Genomic DNA, 16,047 nt, shown 5'->3' on the forward strand with positions numbered 1-16,047 from the left:
CATGCCCTCCATACCCCTACGCCTAATCCTCCCCCTATTTTTCCACACCGCCATCACCACGGCCATATACCTGCTTACCCCCCTCGGCCCCCTGGAGTCCACTGCCATATCCGCCCTCCTATGCACCCCGGCCCTGGCCTGCATCTACACCAAAGACCAAACCCTCCGCCCCTTGACACCATCACCATCCATCCACCTGCTCCCAATCCCGGCATTCGGCGCTTCCCTATGCATCCTTTTAAACACCATAATAACCGCCCTGAACCTGCCTCAAAACTCCCCTGCCTACCAGGAAGCCGCCAAGGCCATATATTCCCCGCCCTTCACTATCCAGCTATTATCAACCGCCCTCATCATCCCAATAGCAGAAGAGCTCATTTTCAGAGGAATGATTTTTGCCCCTATCCGTGACAAGCTGCCCTTCCTCCCCTCGGCCTGCATTTCAGCCTTAATATTCGCCCTTTACCACGGAAATCTCCCCCAGGGAGTATACGGATTTTTCATAGGAATAGCAGCAGCCTGGCTGTACGAGCTTTACAAATCTCTTTCAGCCCCCATGCTGCTTCATATATCAGCGAACCTGCTTTCCCTATGCATAACCCAAACACCTTTTTTCCCTAAGTTATTTACCGCTCCAACCCAACTGACTTTGGCTGCCACAGCAATCATTTTTGCAGCCCTTTCCATAATCTGCGGAATATGGATATACCAGAAAAACACCTTAAAGGAGGACATTTTGTGAAACTGTTATCTGTAGCAATTCCATGCTATAATTCTGAAGCCTACATGAGGAACTGCATTGAATCCCTGCTTCCCGGAGGAGATGAAGTCGAAATCCTAATCGTAAATGACGGTTCTACCAAGGACAGAACTGGAGAAATTGCAGATGAATACGAAAAGAACTACCCAGGCATCTGCCGCGCCATACACCAGGAAAACGGCGGCCACGGCGAAGCCGTCAATGCAGGCTTAAGAAATGCCCAGGGAATTTATTTTAAAGTGGTGGACAGCGACGACTGGGTGGACGAATCCGCCTACCGGGAAATCCTGGACGCCTTAAGAACCTTTGTATACGGAGAACAGACCCTGGATATGCTGATCAGCAACTTTGTCTATGAAAAACAGGGCGCAAAACGAAAAAAAGTCATGAACTACCGGACAGCCCTTCCCGAAGGCCAGATATTCACCTGGGATGACGTAAAAGTATTCATAATGGGACAGTACATCCTCATGCATTCCGTCATTTACCGTACCGGATTGCTGAAACAATGCGGCCTGGAACTGCCCAAGCATACTTTTTACGTGGATAACATTTTCGTCTACCAGCCTCTGCCACACGTAAAGACCATGTACTACTTAAACGTGAACTTTTACCGCTACTACATCGGAAGGGAAGACCAGTCCGTCAACGAAACCATTATGATCGGCCGCATCGACCAGCAGATCAGGGTGACAAAGCTGATGCTTGGCTACTACGATGTGACAAAAGTCAAACAGCGCAAGCTCCGTCACTACATGGTCCGGTATCTGGAAATCATGATGACCATTTCTTCCATTCTGGCTATCAAGTCCGAGAGCGAAGAAAATATGGAGAAGAAAGCAGAGCTTTGGCAGCATCTCAGAAAACAGAACTTAAAGCTGTACTTAAGACTCAGATGGGGCTTCATGGGACAGGGCGTGAACTTACCCGGCAAGAGCGGACGCCAGTTCCCCATCGCTATTTATAAAATGACCCAGAGATTCTTCGGTTTCAATTAACGGCGAATTCACCTTACAAAAAAGGACTGCTGCAAGAAAATACTCTTGCAGCAGTCCCATTTTATTATCACCCAATTGCTTTTTCAGAAACTTCGTTCCGTCCCCGTACATAAGAACCGGAATATACAAACTGATACATGATGCTGGCCATAACCAAAGCCCCCAGTCCGTCAAATGCGGAGTGCTGTTTTAAGAAGACAGTGGCAAGGCAGATAGAAACCATCAGCAGGAAAGAACCAGCCTGAATCAGCCTGTTTTGTCTCAACTTTTCACTATGGCTGACTGCGATATGAACGCAGATGGAATTATAAACGTGAATGCTTGGAAACACATTGGTGCACGTATCCTTGCTGTAAAGAAAAGAAACAATATAGGAAAAAACGTTCTTATCCGGATTAATGACAGGCCTGAAATCCGTTCCGTTGGGAAACACAGTACAAACCATCAGACTGATAGTCATCCCCGTAAACAGCATGGTGCACAGTTTATAATAATCCTTTACACCGGCAAAGAAAAAATAAAGAATAGCCGCCGATACATAAAAGAACCATAAAAAATACGGAATAATAAAATACTCATTAAAAGGAATGTAATCATCTATGGCAACGTGCATGATATGGTAATGATTGGTCACCTTTTTTTCCAGGTAAAGGAACCATGGGAGATAAATAAAGGCATAACTTAAAACCCAGGCGTGTCTGTACCTGTAAAACAGATTTTTCATAAGAGTTACCCTTCTCCATTTTGTTGGTTGGAATAATGTTTAGCAGCTCGGAAGGATTATATCACACTCATTTTGCCACTACAAGGGTATTTAAAAAATGTTAATATTTTATTTAGGAAACCTTAACTGGTTTTAATAACGCCGCAGGCAATTTTCTCTCCGGAGTTTCCTGAGGGCTGGGAGGTGAAGTTATCCACCATGCGGTGAACCACAACAGATCTTCCCATAATGTCCTCAATAAAGAACCGTTTATCATAGAAAGCCATCCAGGCATAGCCCTGATTGCCGAAAAGGGGAGGGAAGTCTCCGGCGTGATATGGATGGGGAAGATGTCTGGGGTTAAAGTGTTCGCCAGTGTTTGCAAAATTCTGGCTGCAGTCACCGTATTCATGGATATGGAACGCATAAAAGTCGCTGGAGCCAGGGATGTTGATATTGGGAAGATTGAAAAATTCCGCCTCAACCAGGATTCCGCCGTAAGGGGTGGAATAAAACCTTACCATCCCGCTGATATCGGGAAAATCCTTTCCGCCTGTCACCCAGGCCATGGCCTGTGGAGTCTGGCTGGTTAAAATATGTTTAAAATTCATTCCTGGCGTAATTTGCTGAGCTTGCATGGCTGATACCTCCTTACAATCTGCATTGAGATTTTATGTTCCTATTTTATGGCTTCATCATGCGGTTTATGAAAAGTATAATCTTTTTATAAAGTAGTTGATAGCAGGCAAAAGTTTGTGTATAGTATAGCTAATGAGAGCTTAGAGCACTGAGAACCTGGTAGGAAGAAAGGCAGAAGAGCAGAATGGAACGAAAGAATGAAGAAGGACTGACAGAAAAAGAATTTCTTGCGCAGTATCGCCCAGGAAATTATGAACGTCCGTCAGTGACAGTTGACATGCTGATTTTTGCGGTGGATCAGGAAGAAGCAGAGGCAGAGATTCTGCTTATCAGACGGAAAAACCATCCCTGTATCGGACAGTGGGCAATTCCCGGAGGTTTTGTGGAAATGTCGGAATCCCTGGAAGATGCGGCAGCAAGAGAGCTTGAAGAGGAAACAGGATTAAAACATATTTTTATGGAGCAGCTTTATACCTGGGGAAACGTAAAGCGGGACCCAAGGACCAGAGTGATATCCGTGTCTTACATGGCAGCCGTCCCAAAAGACAGCCTGGTTCCCAGGGCCGGAGATGACGCAGAAGAAGCCTGCTGGTTCCAGGTAAAGAAGAAAAAGCTGTCTGACCTGGGAAACGGGGCTACTTACGGACTCACCATTGAAAGTGAAGAAAAACATATATTTATGAGCTACCGGATCACAGAAACGTATGAACGCCGGGGAATGATGTGGAAAAGAGAGACAGATGCAGAACTTTTGCCGGCTATCGACATTCTGTATCAGGAGAAACTGGCCTTTGACCATGCTGAAATATTGAGTATGGCCATGGATCGGCTGGAAGAGATAGAAAGAGAATATGTAGAATAGAGTTTTTGATGAAAGTGTGCTTCCAATACAGGAAGTGCACTTTTTTTGTGCCCAAAACCACGCATTCCGACAAGATTCTGCCAAAATGTAAATGTTTTGTCGAAACTTGTTTTCGAAAACGATTGATTTTTAAAAACATATCGATTACACTATGCATAAGAAAATTAAATAAAAAACTTAAAATGTAAGAAAATATTTTAGATGAATTTGATAAACAGCCCGATATAAGGGAGCTATAAATGATTTGAGGAGAAACCTTTTGTATTCATGTTCAGAGCTTTTTGCTGCAACAGCTAAAAATAAAATAAAAAACAGGGAGGAATGTGTATGTTATTTAAAATGAGAAATAATGCAAGACGCCTGGGTGTTACTTTGGCGATGATTTTGACCTTTGTTATGCTTATGGGAGGACAGGCTTTTGCCGCTCCTACCAGTTCGATTGATGTATATGTGGGGACTACATTTGAAGGAACGATTACCACCGCAGATATTATCGGTGACAGCAGTTATCAGGCAAATGTGCTGTATTCCACCTATAATAACAAGAATGAATTGAGATATTACCTGGCAGACGGAGCCTTGCTGGCAAATCTGCTGAATAACAAATTAGGAATCACATTGACAGGCACAGAAATATTTACATTTAATGCCGGTCCCTCATTTAACCGCGTGCTGTCATACAGTCATCTTTATGCAAGCCGCAATTTCTATCCGTGCACCGGACTTCCGTCAAGTGTAGGTGTGAGACTGGCAGTTCAAAACACACCGCCTTCCACTGACTGCGTTACATTTGACCCCAAAAACAATAATAATGCGATTCGCTTATTCTTTGGACAGGCAGGCAGCAATACGGATAAAAATGCACCGGATATGGTGAGCAATATCACATCAATTGTAATCAATTAGTATTAAATTGAAGTAAAAAAAGCTGTTGCGGCTATTAAACTTGCAAGGAGAACCTCCTTGCAAGTTTTTTGCACAATAAAAAACTCTTTTAAAAGGAAGGAACAAATGGAGAAGAATCAAATGATCAAGAGAATTGCAGCAATCGTACTGGTTTTCACAATGATATTGGGGTGTGTGAATGTTCCTGCACTGGCTGAATTCTATGGGGAGAATCCGCCCTATGAAGACATTGCCTCCGAAGAAGGACAGGAGGAGACTGCAGAGGGAGAATCAGAAACCGCTGCAGAGGAAGAATCGGAAACTACTGCAGAGGGGGAATTGGAAACCACTGCAGAAGAAGGATCAGAAACCACTGCAGAGGGAGAATCAGAAACTATTGTGGAGGAAGAATCGAAGACTGCTGCGGAGGAGGTGCCAGCCGCTACAGATATAAAACCGGAAAAGAATCTTGCCGATGAATTGCCCGCACCCCAAATCATATCCGCAATTCCCGGAAACGGCCAGGTGGAGCTCCAATGGGAAACGGATGAAGAGATAGAGTCTGCTTCCGGTTATATGATTCAATGGAGTGCTTCAAAAGATTTTGAAGCAAAAGAATATGAGGCACCGGGCGAAGACTATGTTGAAGCCTCAGGGCAGGATGAATATACCTATACGGTGGAAAATTTAGAGAATAATCAGACCTATTGGTTTCGGGTAAGAGCTGTAAATATGGAAGAAGAAATTTACGGTCCATTTTCAAAAGCAGTGGAAGTAACCCTTATACCGGCGGTTATGTTGAGAAGGCTTTCTGATGATGGGGATGTACATGAGAGATTGGAATTTAAAATCCGTTATGCAAAACGGGGATTCGAGGAAAAGGCCTACACAGAAGAGAGCTGGGAAAATCTGAAATCTGCCATAGAGGATGCAGATGGTGCCTTAAAAGAAGAAGATGCAACGGAAATGAAGGATGCGCTTGAAACATTGGATTCCGCCATTTCATCATTGGAAGGCATTCCCGGCATTATTACTGTATTTGCAGGAGGAAATTATACAGATGAAAAAGGGAAGGATTATCTGGGAAATAAGATCCTGGCACAAGACACATTTTTAAAAGGTTTGACTAACGGCATTGAGGCTATTGCGTTTGATAATGAGGATAATCTCTATTTTGCAGATCAGGGAAGCCACGTCGTCCGTATGGTGCCGAAGGCAGACGGTATATATTTTGGCCAGTGGATGTACGCAGGGTATATTTATACGATTGCAGGAACAGGGAAACAAGCTGCTCAGCGCAATGCCGACGATATCCCTCTTACCGGTCAGAAAAATGAAGAAATAAAATTAAACTCCCCTAATGCCATCGCAGTGGATGGAGATGGGAATGTATATATTACTGACAGAACGGGCAGGTTTACAAGGCTGCTCATGATTGCAGCGAAGGATGGCGAATATTTTGGTAAAGAACGTCAGGAAGGATACATATACACTCTGGTTCAGGGACCGGATAAGTTTAATTCCGTCAGTGATATTGTAGTTGACGATGAAAACAATCTATTTATTGCAGATACTGCCCAATTTCGTGTATTGGAGCTGGAAAACAGCGAGGAACAGCCGAAGCTTATTGCTGGCGGCGGGTCAGAAGATGTGGTGGATGGAGCTGATGCAGTCAGTGTAAAAATTCCAACTCATGTGAGAAGTATAGCCGTTCTCGACGGACAGTTATATGTTTCTGCTTCTGACAATACTTCAGTAAAAGGAGGTATTATTTATCAGGTTGATCTGGCGTCCGGAAAAATCTCCGTTTTAGCAGGCAGTGATAAAGCGGAAAATAGAAAATACAGTGGTGATGGCGGGGATCTTGAGGAGGCAAACTTCATCGAACCATATGGCATGAGATTTGATAAAGACGGAAACTTGTTTATCTATGACAGTTCACGTCAAGATGGAAATGCTGTAATACGCATGGTGCAGCCAGAAGGCGGGGAGATTTCTTCCTCCAGCAAGATTTATACTGTATTTGGCGGTAAGGGTAATACAGGGGCCGGGACTGATCAGGCTGACCAGGGCGGTAAAGCGGTATATGCCCAGGGAAGAAAAAAAGTAGGTAAGGTAGCCATTGACAGTGAGAATAATATCTTTTTCATACAGGCTTATGATGATACGGGCAACTCAAGTAAAGTGCTGCGCATACAGGAACCGTCTAAGGCCCCTGTCATAGCGGAGCTGAAGATGACAGTGGAAGGTGATATACCCTGGACAGGAGGAGAAGATGAGACCATTGATTTAAGCCAGTATGTGTCATTTCAGGCAACGGATCAATTTGGTGAACCATTTGATATGGATGCCATGGAATCACCGTATCAATGGGAACTCATAGATGATGGCGGGGGGATTGCTAAACTGAAAGATCACATCAAACTGGTCGTAAACGGGATGGGAGAGATTGCGATAAAAGGCTCCATCAATGGCAATGAGTCAGAGCCTGAAACCCTGGAGATATACGATCATAAAATCCCAAGGCTGTATTCCATCACGTTGTCAGGAGATCCGGCTTTAGTCTATCAATCGGATTTTCAAAAGCAGGCGTTGAACGAAATCCTGACAGTACAAGGTTATGATCAGATGGGAAATAAATTCCCTGTCAGCAGCGAACTGGAATGGGAAGTAAGATTTGGAAGCGCTGTGATTACAGGCGGAGAAATTCGCCTTACCGGCAATGACTCTGTAGGAGTTGCTGCAAAACAGGGAAATGTGGTAAGTAACATACAAATTATAACGAAGAAAAAAGCAAGCACTCTGTCCAGAATTACAAAAAAAGATAAGGCTTTATTCGAAGATAAAATTCCTGCATCGGAAGCGTCAACGAGCTCAGACGGCTATGCAAGGCCGGTATTTGATGAGGAAGGGAATATACTTGTTTCAGATTTTCGCGGTAAAGGAATCAGGCTGGTTCCGGTCCGGGATTACGACAGTTTATATGGGTTATCCGATTTAAAGGCCAATTACATATATACAGTGGCAGGTCAATACCAAAAGGAAAACAGAGATGCGCCGCCCGAAGGCTCTATTGCTCATGAAGTGGGATTTTCCAGCCCCAGGGCTTTAGCTATTGCACCTTATGGAGGCTTTTATTTCCTTGACAGCTATGACTCAGGCAATAATCATAACCGTTTGTATCATGTAGATGAGAACGGTATCCTCTCTTACGTGGCAGGGGATGGAACTCCGGGAACACGGCTTCCGGGCGGAGGAGATATTAACACCCATAACGGCAGCGGAGGCCCTGCATTAGAGGCTAAATTCCTTACTTCTTACGGTATTTCAGTGGATTATGCGGGAAATATCTATATTTCAGAAAATAGAACCAATACGGTGAGAGTCATTCCTGCAAAGGATTATACAGGAGATGATAAGCTGTATGGATTATCAGATCTGAAGAAAGGTTATATCTATGTAATCGCAGGAAACGGAAAATTTAATGACAAAAAGGCTCCAAGCACCCAGGGAAGTGATATTCGCCAGACGGAAGTGAAAGATTACGGAGATGGGCCGGCCTTTGACAGTAAGGGAAACATGTATGTCTCCGATAACTCCAATAAGCGCATTATTAAGGTATATCCTGACGGCAGCTTTATAAACCTGATCGGTGATGGAACCGAGGGAAAGACGGGGATAGATATCGATAATAAGCCTGTCAGCCCGCTGTTCCCCCTTTGGTCAATGGCAGGTGTGACTGTGGATGCTGCTGATAATATTTATTTTAATGAGTTTAAATCTGGCAATCCGGTTTCTGTCTATATGATACCGTCAGCAGATGGAGATTATCATGGCAGGTTCATGAAGAAGGGCTATGTTTATAGAATTGCAGGAGGAAAAGCATCTACGGGAGTCAGAGAAGACGGAGGATTGGCTGCGGGCTGGAATTTCAGACCGGGAGCTTCCTTGCATATGGCAGCAAACGGCGCAGGCGAGCTTGCAATTTTAGACTCTGATAATGAACTTCTCTATTTAAAAACAGCCCCCTTCCTCCACACCCTGGAATTGACGGCGGCCAAATCAGCAGATGCACAGATTCCCTTAAAAATAAACAGAGGTGAATCAGTCAACTTAAGCAATATGCAGATTGGCAATTCCCATATGCAGGTTAAGGGCTATGACTTATCAGGAGAAGAATTTGACTTATCAGACGTAGACATACAATGGGAAGTGGCAGGCGGACCGGGAAAGGTAGCCTCCGATGGAAAGACTTTAAGCATTGAAAAAAACGGTACGCTGGAGCTTCGTGCTATGGCATACAGCAAAGACGGAATAGCCAGCAATACCATCCGTGTAGCTGCCTCTGTTTCAGGCGGATATTCATCTGAATCCTCTGATGACAGTGACGGCTCAGACCAGGGCGGCACAAAGTCATCACCGATGGAAAGCATAAATCAGCAACGGTCAAAGAGAGCCATTGAATCCGCTCTTGCAAAGGGAAATGCACCGGTAATTACCATAGGGCAGAAAGAAAAGGGCGTTGTGATAGGCGGTGAGCAGTTGATTGCCAGCCAGCAGCAGAGTAAACCTGTCATCCTTCAAAATCAGGGAAGCCAATTGACCCTGTCTCCAGGACTCATTAAGGGGCTGGGGCTGAAAGAAGGGTCCAGTGTTGAGATCATTTTTACTCCGTTACTGAGTGTCATGAATCCTCAGACAGCAGCAAATCTCACCAATATAGACCCGCTCAATGAAACCCTTGCAGGAAAGCGGATGGAGCTGGATATCCGCGTAGACGGATTGCCTGTGAAACGGTTGAGTGAGCCTGAGAGGGTGACAGTGGATATCTCCCAATTGAATCTCACAGCGCAGCAGTTAGCGGGTCTTACAGGTATTGTATACGACAGCAACGGAAATATCCTGCAAAAGCTGGGCGGAGAGCTCAGTGCGGATGGAAAGAGCTTCACATACTGCACTTATCATTCAGGCGTCATGGGAGTCATCATCTCCAATGATTTAAAGCGGGTACAGTGGAAAATCGGAGACAGCCAGTACCTCATAAACGGACTGGCCGCATCAGGCAGCACCGCCCCTGTGACCGTTGAAGACAAGATATTGATGCCTCTGAAATCCGTAGCAGAAGCGCTGGAAGCAAAGACAGACTGGGATGAAGCAACTCAGACCATGAGCATTACCAGGGACGGAAAAACATTATCCTTAAAAACAGGAGATCAGCTTCCTGACGGATTGGGAACAGCAGTTATGATGAATGGCCATATCTTTGTGCCGATGCAATATATCACAGAACAGTTGGGAGCCAATGCCGTATGGGAAGAAGCGTCAAAACAGGTACTGATCTATAGATAGCCAGAATAAGACAGCAGCCGGCCGCTCCGATTTCAATCGGGGAGGCCGGCTGTTTTATCCGTTTGACGTTGGGCTGTCCGGGATTAAAATACAAAAATTTCAAAAAACCCCTTTTTTGAAGAAGATTAAGAAAGTTTGTAAGAAATTTTTAATCGGAAAATTCGGGAATTTGTGGTATACTGTTGTCAGAAATTACCTATAAAAGAAAATGCACAGGAGATTACAGGATATGATAAAAAGATCACGAAGATTATGGGGCCTGGCAATCAGTTTCAGCCTTCTTGCGGTTATCCCTTCTTATGGAAACGTTCCTATGGTTCCAGCCTTTCCAGGAAGCAGCAGCGGGACGGAAAACGTCAGCGGACCTTCGGCAGGACAGCCCGAAGCAGGCCCTGGAGTAAGCCTTCCGGCAGCAGGAAACGAACCGGTATCCCAGACGACAACAGAAGCTAAAAACATAGCCCAGCCGGAGATTCAGTCCGAGGGCGCGGTTCTTATGGACGCTGCCACAGGAACCATTTTGTACTCCAAAAACGGGGAAACAAAGTATTATCCTGCCAGCATCACAAAAATTATGACGGCTCTTTTGGTTGCAGAGAAAAGCAGCCTTTCCGATACTGTGACATTTTCAAAGTCAGCCACCACAAATCTGGAGTCAGGAGCTGTGACCCTGGGCCTTGTGGAAGGGGACAAGCTGACCGTAGAACAGAGCCTTTACGGCCTGATGTTAAAGTCAGCCAATGAAGTCGCCAACGGTCTGGCAGAACATATTTCAGGAAGCGTCAGCAATTTTTCAGCCCTGATGAATGCAAGGGCAAAGGAGCTGGGCTGCACCGGCACCAATTTCGCCAATCCCAACGGCTTAAATAATTCCAGCCATCAGACCACGGCCCGCGACATGGCTTTGATTGCCAGAGCAGCTTTCCAGAATGAGACCGTAAGAAAGGTGACTTCCACTCTGACGTATCAGATTCCCGCCACGAAAAACGCCAAGGCCAGAACCGTTTCCATGGGACATAAGATGCTTTATTCCGGGGACTCCAGATTTTATCCGGGCGTGATCGGCGGAAAGACCGGCTATACCTCCCTGGCAGGCAACACTTTAATCACCTGTGCGGAGAAAAACGGCGTGCGCCTGATTGCGGTTATCTTGAAAAGCAAATCCACTCATTATGCAGATACAAAGGCTCTTTTGGATTACGGATTCGCTGTAAAATCATCAGAAGCAGTCGTTTCCCAGACGTCCCAAAATCCCCAGACTCCCCAGACACCATCCTCCGGCTGGGTGCAGACCGGATCAAAATGGTATTATATCAAACAAAACGGAGCAAAAGCTGCCAATGAATGGCAGAAGATAGACGGAGTGGACTATTGGTTTGATTCCGACTCCATTATGGCTACCGGCTGGAGAGAGCTCTCAGCAGGGACCTGGTATTACCTTCGCAGCAGCGGGGCCAAGGCACTGAATATGTGGGTGGAAAGCAGCGGAAAATGGTATTACTTAGGCGGAGACGGAGTCATGCTTAAAAATACCGTCACCCCCGACGGCTACCAGCTGGATTCCTCCGGCGCATGGGCAAGGTGAATTTGCCCTATGGGCAAAGAGAAGGCCCCCTGGGGGGCAAGGTGAAGAAGGAAATAACCGCCAGCCGGTATTGCATATTAGCCGAAAATGGATTATAATTTGGTGAGGAAGGAGAAATAAATTAATGAGAAGACATATTTTTAATGCGGTTTTTTACTCAATCTGCTTTGGCATTCTTTTTTTCGCCATGTACCGCCTCGCATTTACGGTGCCGCCTTCCCCCGGCATTTCAGGCTACCGGCAATATCAATTGGGGGTTATGGCCATAAGCGCAGCGGTTGGGCTTATGGTAATCGTGCCTAATCTTATTATTGAATACCTAATCGGAGGCTGGGCTTCCCGGCTGTAATTGATTGATGCAGAAGAAACACGGCCCTTTTATCAGGCAGACAAATCAAATATTTCAGTATGGAGGAGAGCCTGGAAGGGCTCTTTTTCTTAAGTCCATGGACTTGACGGGGACAGGCTCTCCATTGTATGATAAAAGGCAGAAATGGAAAATGGATGAAAGATGAGGAACGATCAAATGTGGTTAGCTGCCGGAGCTTTTTGTGCTGCAGTCGCAGGTTTATGGCTGCGCTCTGAATATGAAAAAGAACAGCTTTCCGTGGAAAGAACTGTGATAAAAAGCCCTAAGATCAGAAAGGACTGCACCCTGGTATTCCTTTCCGACCTCCATAACCACCAGTTTGGAAAGGGAAATGAAAGACTGATTCATGCTGTCGGTCAGATCGGACCGGACCTGGTTTTGGTGGGAGGCGATATGACGGTCAGCAAGGGAAACGCTGACACCCGCATTCCTCTGGAATTGATCAAAGCGCTTGCAGAGCGGTATCCCGTATACTGCGGAAACGGCAACCACGAAAACCGGATGGCCTGGGAAAGTTCAGTCTATGGAGACCAGTACAGAACTTACGTAAACAGTCTAAAAAATCTGGGAGCCAGGGTTTTGGAAAATAAGACAGAGCTCTTCGGGGAAGATATTGCGGTTACAGGCGTTGATTTAGACCCTGAAAGCTATGAAAATTTCCACCCCTGCGAGCTGACTGCCCAAAATATAAAAGAAAAAGCGGGAAAAGCGTCCTTAAACCGGTTTCAGGTTCTGCTTTGCCATTCTCCGCTTTACTTTCATTCCTGCAGGGACTGGGGAGCGGATTTGACCCTCTCCGGCCATTTTCACGGAGGAACTATAAGGCTTCCTTACCTGGGAGGGGTTATGACTCCCCAATATCAGTTCTTTCTCCCCTGGTGCGCCGGGGAGTTTGAAGAAGACGGAAAGTACATGATCGTCAGCCGGGGTCTTGGAACCCACTCCATCAACATCCGCTTAAACGATAAGCCTCAGGTGGTGGTGGTGGATTTAAAGCCGTCCTCTAATTAAAACCTGCCATATATTTACAGATGGAGCAGGGTTTGGTATACTAATCAGCAGTGTGTTTGATCTGCATTGGAGGAAATCATGGGAATTTCATATAAACTGGACAATTTTGAAGGCCCTCTGGACCTTCTGCTTCATTTGATTGATAAAAATAAAGTGAATATTTATGATATTCCCATTTCAGTCATTGCAGAACAGTATTTAGACTATGTAAATCATATGGAAACAGAGGATTTAAACATTGTCAGCGAGTTTCTGGTCATGGCGGCAACCCTGATTGATATCAAAGCGCGGATGCTTCTGCCCAAGGAAGTCAATGAGGAAGGCGAAGAGGAGGACCCAAGAGCAGAGCTGGTAGCCCGCCTTCTGGAATACAAATATTATAAATACATGTCCCAGGAGCTGAGAGACCGGGAAGTGGGAGCCGACAGGCTGCTTTATAAGGAGCCTACGGTTCCGCCTGAAGTGGCAAAGTATGAACCGCCTCTTGATCTGGACAGCCTTTTAGACGGTTTGACCCTGGCAAAGCTCCAGGAAATATTCCGGGCAGTGACGAAACGCAATTCAGACCGGGTAGACCCCATCAGAAGCCGTTTTGGAAACATCAAAAAAGAATCCGTAAGCCTGGAGGACAAAATCAACTCCGTGATGGACTATGCCAGAAAATACAGGCAGTTTTCTTTTCGAAGACTGTTAGAGGGACAGGCTGACCGGGTGGAAGTGGTGGTGACATTCCTGGCCCTCTTAGAGCTTATGAAGATCGGAAAGATCAGACTGAGCCAGGAGCAGTTGTTTGACGACATGCTCATTGAGACTCTGGAGCCTGAGGGAGAAGAAAGCCCCCTGGCGGGCGAGGTGAATTTGTCCGCAGGGTAAAGGGAAGGCCCTTTTAAGGGGATTGAAAGACGACTGGGGAGAGGAAACAGATGGATAAGGAAACTCTGGGTACAGAGGGATCGAAGAAACTGACGAAAGAAGAGAAACACTGGGAAGCCGTGATTGAGGCCGTTCTTTTTACCATGGGAAATTCGGTGGAACTGAGAAGGCTGGCGGCTGCCATAGAGCAGGATGAAGAGACCGCAAGAGAGGTGGTCCTTCGCCTCATGAAGCGCTATGATACAGGAAAGAGAGGGCTGCAGATCATTGAGCTGGAAAACAGCTACCAGATGTGCACCCGGTCTGAATACTATGAAAACTTAATCCGTGTGGCCGCAACACCGAAAAAACAGGTCCTCACGGAAGTGGCTCTGGAAACTCTTTCCATCATAGCCTACAAGCAGCCTGTGACAAAGGTGGAAATAGAGAAAATACGGGGGGTCAAGTCCGACCACGCAGTCAATAAGCTGGTGGAATACAACCTGGTATATGAAGTGGGCCGTATGGATGCGCCGGGACGCCCGGCTCTTTTTGCCACGACAGAGGAATTCTTAAGAAGATTCGGCATCGGCTCCACCCAGAACCTTCCAGCCGCAGACCCGGTGGTTACAGAGGAAATCCGGATGGAAGTGGAAGAAGAGCTTTCAGAAGTCAGCGACCTGATGCCGGGGAAAGAAACCGGGAATGCGGTATCGGAACCGGAGACAGCAATTGGAGAAGAAGACAGCAGAGAGGGCAGTGCTCAGGAGGAATGATCATGACAGAAACCATAAGAATTAAATACTTTACAGATAAAATCGAAGAGCTTTGCTATGTTGAAGGAAAGTCCGACTGGATTGATTTGCGGGCGGCTGAGGAAATTGAGATGAAAGCCGGTGACTTTAAGCTGATTCCCCTGGGAGTTGCCATGGAGCTTCCGAAAGGTTATGAAGCCCATGTGGTGCCGAGAAGCAGCACCTTTAAAAACTACGGCATCATTCAGACCAACAGCATGGGAGTGATTGATGAGACCTACTGCGGGGACAATGACCAGTGGTTTTTCCCTGCATACGCCCTTAAGGATACGGTGATTCATGTCAATGACAGGATATGCCAGTTCAGGATCATGGCTCACCAGCCGGCCCTTTGCTTTGAGGAGACAAAGGTTTTGGGACACCAGGACCGGGGCGGTCACGGAAGCACAGGAAAGCAGTGATCAGTGAATTTAATTTCTTAAAAGTGGAGATTATAAAGATATGAAAAGAAAGACAGGATACGGAGCGGCAGTTTTGGTTCTTTCCCTTGTACTTGCCATGTCCTCAGGCTGCGGGAAAAAGGAAACGAAATACACCTACCGGGCAGCGGGAATCGAGGCCTTAAATGCCGGCAATTATGAGGCCGCTCTGGAGTCCTTTGACCAGGCGATTGAGTCTTCAAAGGGTCTGGTGGGAAAGTTTGAAAAGGATGTATTAAAATACCGCGGCGAGGCCCAGTATTTATCAGAGGATTACGCCTCAGCCGCAGATACTTACGGCATTCTGATCCAGGTCGACGGCGGGCATGCGGAGTATTTTAACATGAGGGCCGCTGCCAGGGCAGGGGCAGGAAACTTTGCAGGGGCGTCAGAGGATTACCAGAAAAGTCTTTCCCTGGACCCGGAAGGAAAAGCGCCAGGAAGCCTGGAAGCTTTGATGGCGGCAGGCGAGGCCATGGAACAGGCAGGAGAAGCCGGTCAGGCCATGGCCCTTTATGAAGACGCCCTGTCAAAGGGGAAACAAAGTGCCGGGCTTTATAACCGGATGGGGCTGTGCAGGATGGCAGAAGAGGACTGGACCGGGGCGGACGGATATTTTGAACTGGGCCTTTCCATGCCGGACAGTTCCCAGGTCCCGGAGCTTTTGTTTAACAGGGCCGTTGCCAGGGAGTACAGCGGTGATTTTAAAACAGCCCTTGATTTGATGCAGCAGTATGTGTCCGTTCACGGCCCTGATGAGGCGGCAGAACGGGAGATCACATTTTTAAAAACAAGATAG

14 protein-coding genes are annotated in these 16,047 nt (G+C 46.3%); 12 read left to right on the plus strand and 2 right to left on the minus strand.

From position 1 onward, the window contains the following. Both QM657_RS11730 and QM657_RS11735 read left to right on the plus strand, forming a co-directional pair. Positions 1 to 742: lysostaphin resistance A-like protein (locus tag QM657_RS11730; protein ID WP_415066850.1), on the plus strand; the 742-nt coding region annotated here is incomplete at its 5' end. Next, positions 739 to 1,758: a glycosyltransferase family 2 protein gene (locus QM657_RS11735; protein WP_415066851.1), complete on the plus strand. Its 1,020-nt coding sequence runs from the start codon at positions 739 to 741 to the stop codon at positions 1,756 to 1,758. The genes QM657_RS11730 and QM657_RS11735, both read left to right, overlap by 4 nt. A 67-nt stretch (positions 1,759 to 1,825) precedes the next feature. Here QM657_RS11735 and QM657_RS11740 read toward each other — a convergent pair whose 3' ends face one another. Further along, on the minus strand, positions 1,826 to 2,482 hold the full coding sequence (locus QM657_RS11740) for a phosphoesterase (protein ID WP_415066852.1): 657 nt from the start codon (positions 2,480 to 2,482) through the stop codon (positions 1,826 to 1,828). 122 nt (positions 2,483 to 2,604) lie between these two features. Then, the gene (locus QM657_RS11745) at positions 2,605 to 3,099 is read right to left on the minus strand and encodes a superoxide dismutase family protein (protein ID WP_415066853.1); all 495 of its coding nucleotides are present in this window, start codon (positions 3,097 to 3,099) and stop codon (positions 2,605 to 2,607) included. A 185-nt stretch (positions 3,100 to 3,284) separates the two neighbouring features. Here QM657_RS11745 and QM657_RS11750 point away from each other — a divergent pair, with 185 nt between their 5' ends. The 10 genes from QM657_RS11750 to QM657_RS11795 all read left to right on the plus strand — a co-directional run bounded on the left by QM657_RS11750 (position 3,285) and on the right by QM657_RS11795 (position 16,047). Then, positions 3,285 to 3,962 (plus strand): NUDIX domain-containing protein, encoded by a 678-nt coding sequence (locus QM657_RS11750; protein WP_415066854.1) that lies wholly within the window; start codon positions 3,285 to 3,287, stop codon positions 3,960 to 3,962. Positions 3,963 to 4,289: 327 nt separating this feature from the next. Further along, entirely contained in the window at positions 4,290 to 4,868 is a 579-nt protein-coding gene (locus QM657_RS11755) for a hypothetical protein (protein WP_415066855.1), read from the plus strand. A gap of 105 nt (positions 4,869 to 4,973) precedes the next feature. Then, entirely contained in the window at positions 4,974 to 10,196 is a 5,223-nt protein-coding gene (locus QM657_RS11760) for a stalk domain-containing protein (RefSeq protein WP_415066856.1), read from the plus strand. A gap of 229 nt (positions 10,197 to 10,425) precedes the next feature. Then, positions 10,426 to 11,781, plus strand: a complete 1,356-nt coding sequence (locus QM657_RS11765) for a serine hydrolase (RefSeq protein WP_415066857.1) — start codon at positions 10,426 to 10,428, stop codon at positions 11,779 to 11,781. A 124-nt stretch (positions 11,782 to 11,905) separates the two neighbouring features. Then, positions 11,906 to 12,130, plus strand: a complete 225-nt coding sequence (locus QM657_RS11770) for a hypothetical protein (RefSeq protein WP_415066858.1) — start codon at positions 11,906 to 11,908, stop codon at positions 12,128 to 12,130. 177 nt (positions 12,131 to 12,307) lie between these two features. Beyond that, entirely contained in the window at positions 12,308 to 13,162 is an 855-nt protein-coding gene (locus QM657_RS11775) for a metallophosphoesterase (protein WP_415066956.1), read from the plus strand. Positions 13,163 to 13,237: 75 nt separating this feature from the next. Next, entirely contained in the window at positions 13,238 to 14,035 is a 798-nt protein-coding gene (locus tag QM657_RS11780) for a segregation and condensation protein A (RefSeq protein ID WP_415066958.1), read from the plus strand. A 50-nt stretch (positions 14,036 to 14,085) separates the two neighbouring features. Next, positions 14,086 to 14,790 carry an SMC-Scp complex subunit ScpB gene (scpB, locus tag QM657_RS11785; RefSeq protein ID WP_415066859.1) on the plus strand — a complete coding sequence of 235 codons (705 nt, stop codon included), beginning with the start codon at positions 14,086 to 14,088 and terminating at the stop codon, positions 14,788 to 14,790. A 2-nt stretch (positions 14,791 to 14,792) separates the two neighbouring features. Continuing rightward, a complete protein-coding gene (locus tag QM657_RS11790) occupies positions 14,793 to 15,230 on the plus strand; it encodes a dUTP diphosphatase (RefSeq protein ID WP_415066860.1) in 438 nt (145 codons plus the stop codon). Between the two features lie 40 nt (positions 15,231 to 15,270). Beyond that, positions 15,271 to 16,047: a tetratricopeptide repeat protein gene (locus QM657_RS11795; protein ID WP_415066862.1), complete on the plus strand. Its 777-nt coding sequence runs from the start codon at positions 15,271 to 15,273 to the stop codon at positions 16,045 to 16,047.

This window comes from Lacrimispora sp. (assembly GCF_047605665.1).
Taxonomy (GTDB): Bacteria; Bacillota; Clostridia; order Lachnospirales; family Lachnospiraceae; genus Lacrimispora.

Excerpts from the sequence above, each read along its gene's own strand:
- QM657_RS11740 (WP_415066852.1), bottom strand. The coding sequence starts at position 2,482 with ATGAAAAATCTGTTTTACAGGTACAGACACGCCTGGGTTTTAAGTTAT.
- QM657_RS11745 (WP_415066853.1), bottom strand. The coding sequence starts at position 3,099 with ATGCAAGCTCAGCAAATTACGCCAGGAATGAATTTTAAACATATTTTA.
- QM657_RS11750 (WP_415066854.1), top strand. The coding sequence starts at position 3,285 with ATGGAACGAAAGAATGAAGAAGGACTGACAGAAAAAGAATTTCTTGCG.
- QM657_RS11755 (WP_415066855.1), top strand. The coding sequence starts at position 4,290 with ATGTTATTTAAAATGAGAAATAATGCAAGACGCCTGGGTGTTACTTTG.
- QM657_RS11760 (WP_415066856.1), top strand. The coding sequence starts at position 4,974 with ATGGAGAAGAATCAAATGATCAAGAGAATTGCAGCAATCGTACTGGTT.
- QM657_RS11765 (WP_415066857.1), top strand. The coding sequence starts at position 10,426 with ATGATAAAAAGATCACGAAGATTATGGGGCCTGGCAATCAGTTTCAGC.
- QM657_RS11770 (WP_415066858.1), top strand. The coding sequence starts at position 11,906 with ATGAGAAGACATATTTTTAATGCGGTTTTTTACTCAATCTGCTTTGGC.
- QM657_RS11775 (WP_415066956.1), top strand. The coding sequence starts at position 12,308 with ATGTGGTTAGCTGCCGGAGCTTTTTGTGCTGCAGTCGCAGGTTTATGG.
- scpB (WP_415066859.1), top strand. The coding sequence starts at position 14,086 with ATGGATAAGGAAACTCTGGGTACAGAGGGATCGAAGAAACTGACGAAA.
- QM657_RS11790 (WP_415066860.1), top strand. The coding sequence starts at position 14,793 with ATGACAGAAACCATAAGAATTAAATACTTTACAGATAAAATCGAAGAG.
- QM657_RS11795 (WP_415066862.1), top strand. The coding sequence starts at position 15,271 with ATGAAAAGAAAGACAGGATACGGAGCGGCAGTTTTGGTTCTTTCCCTT.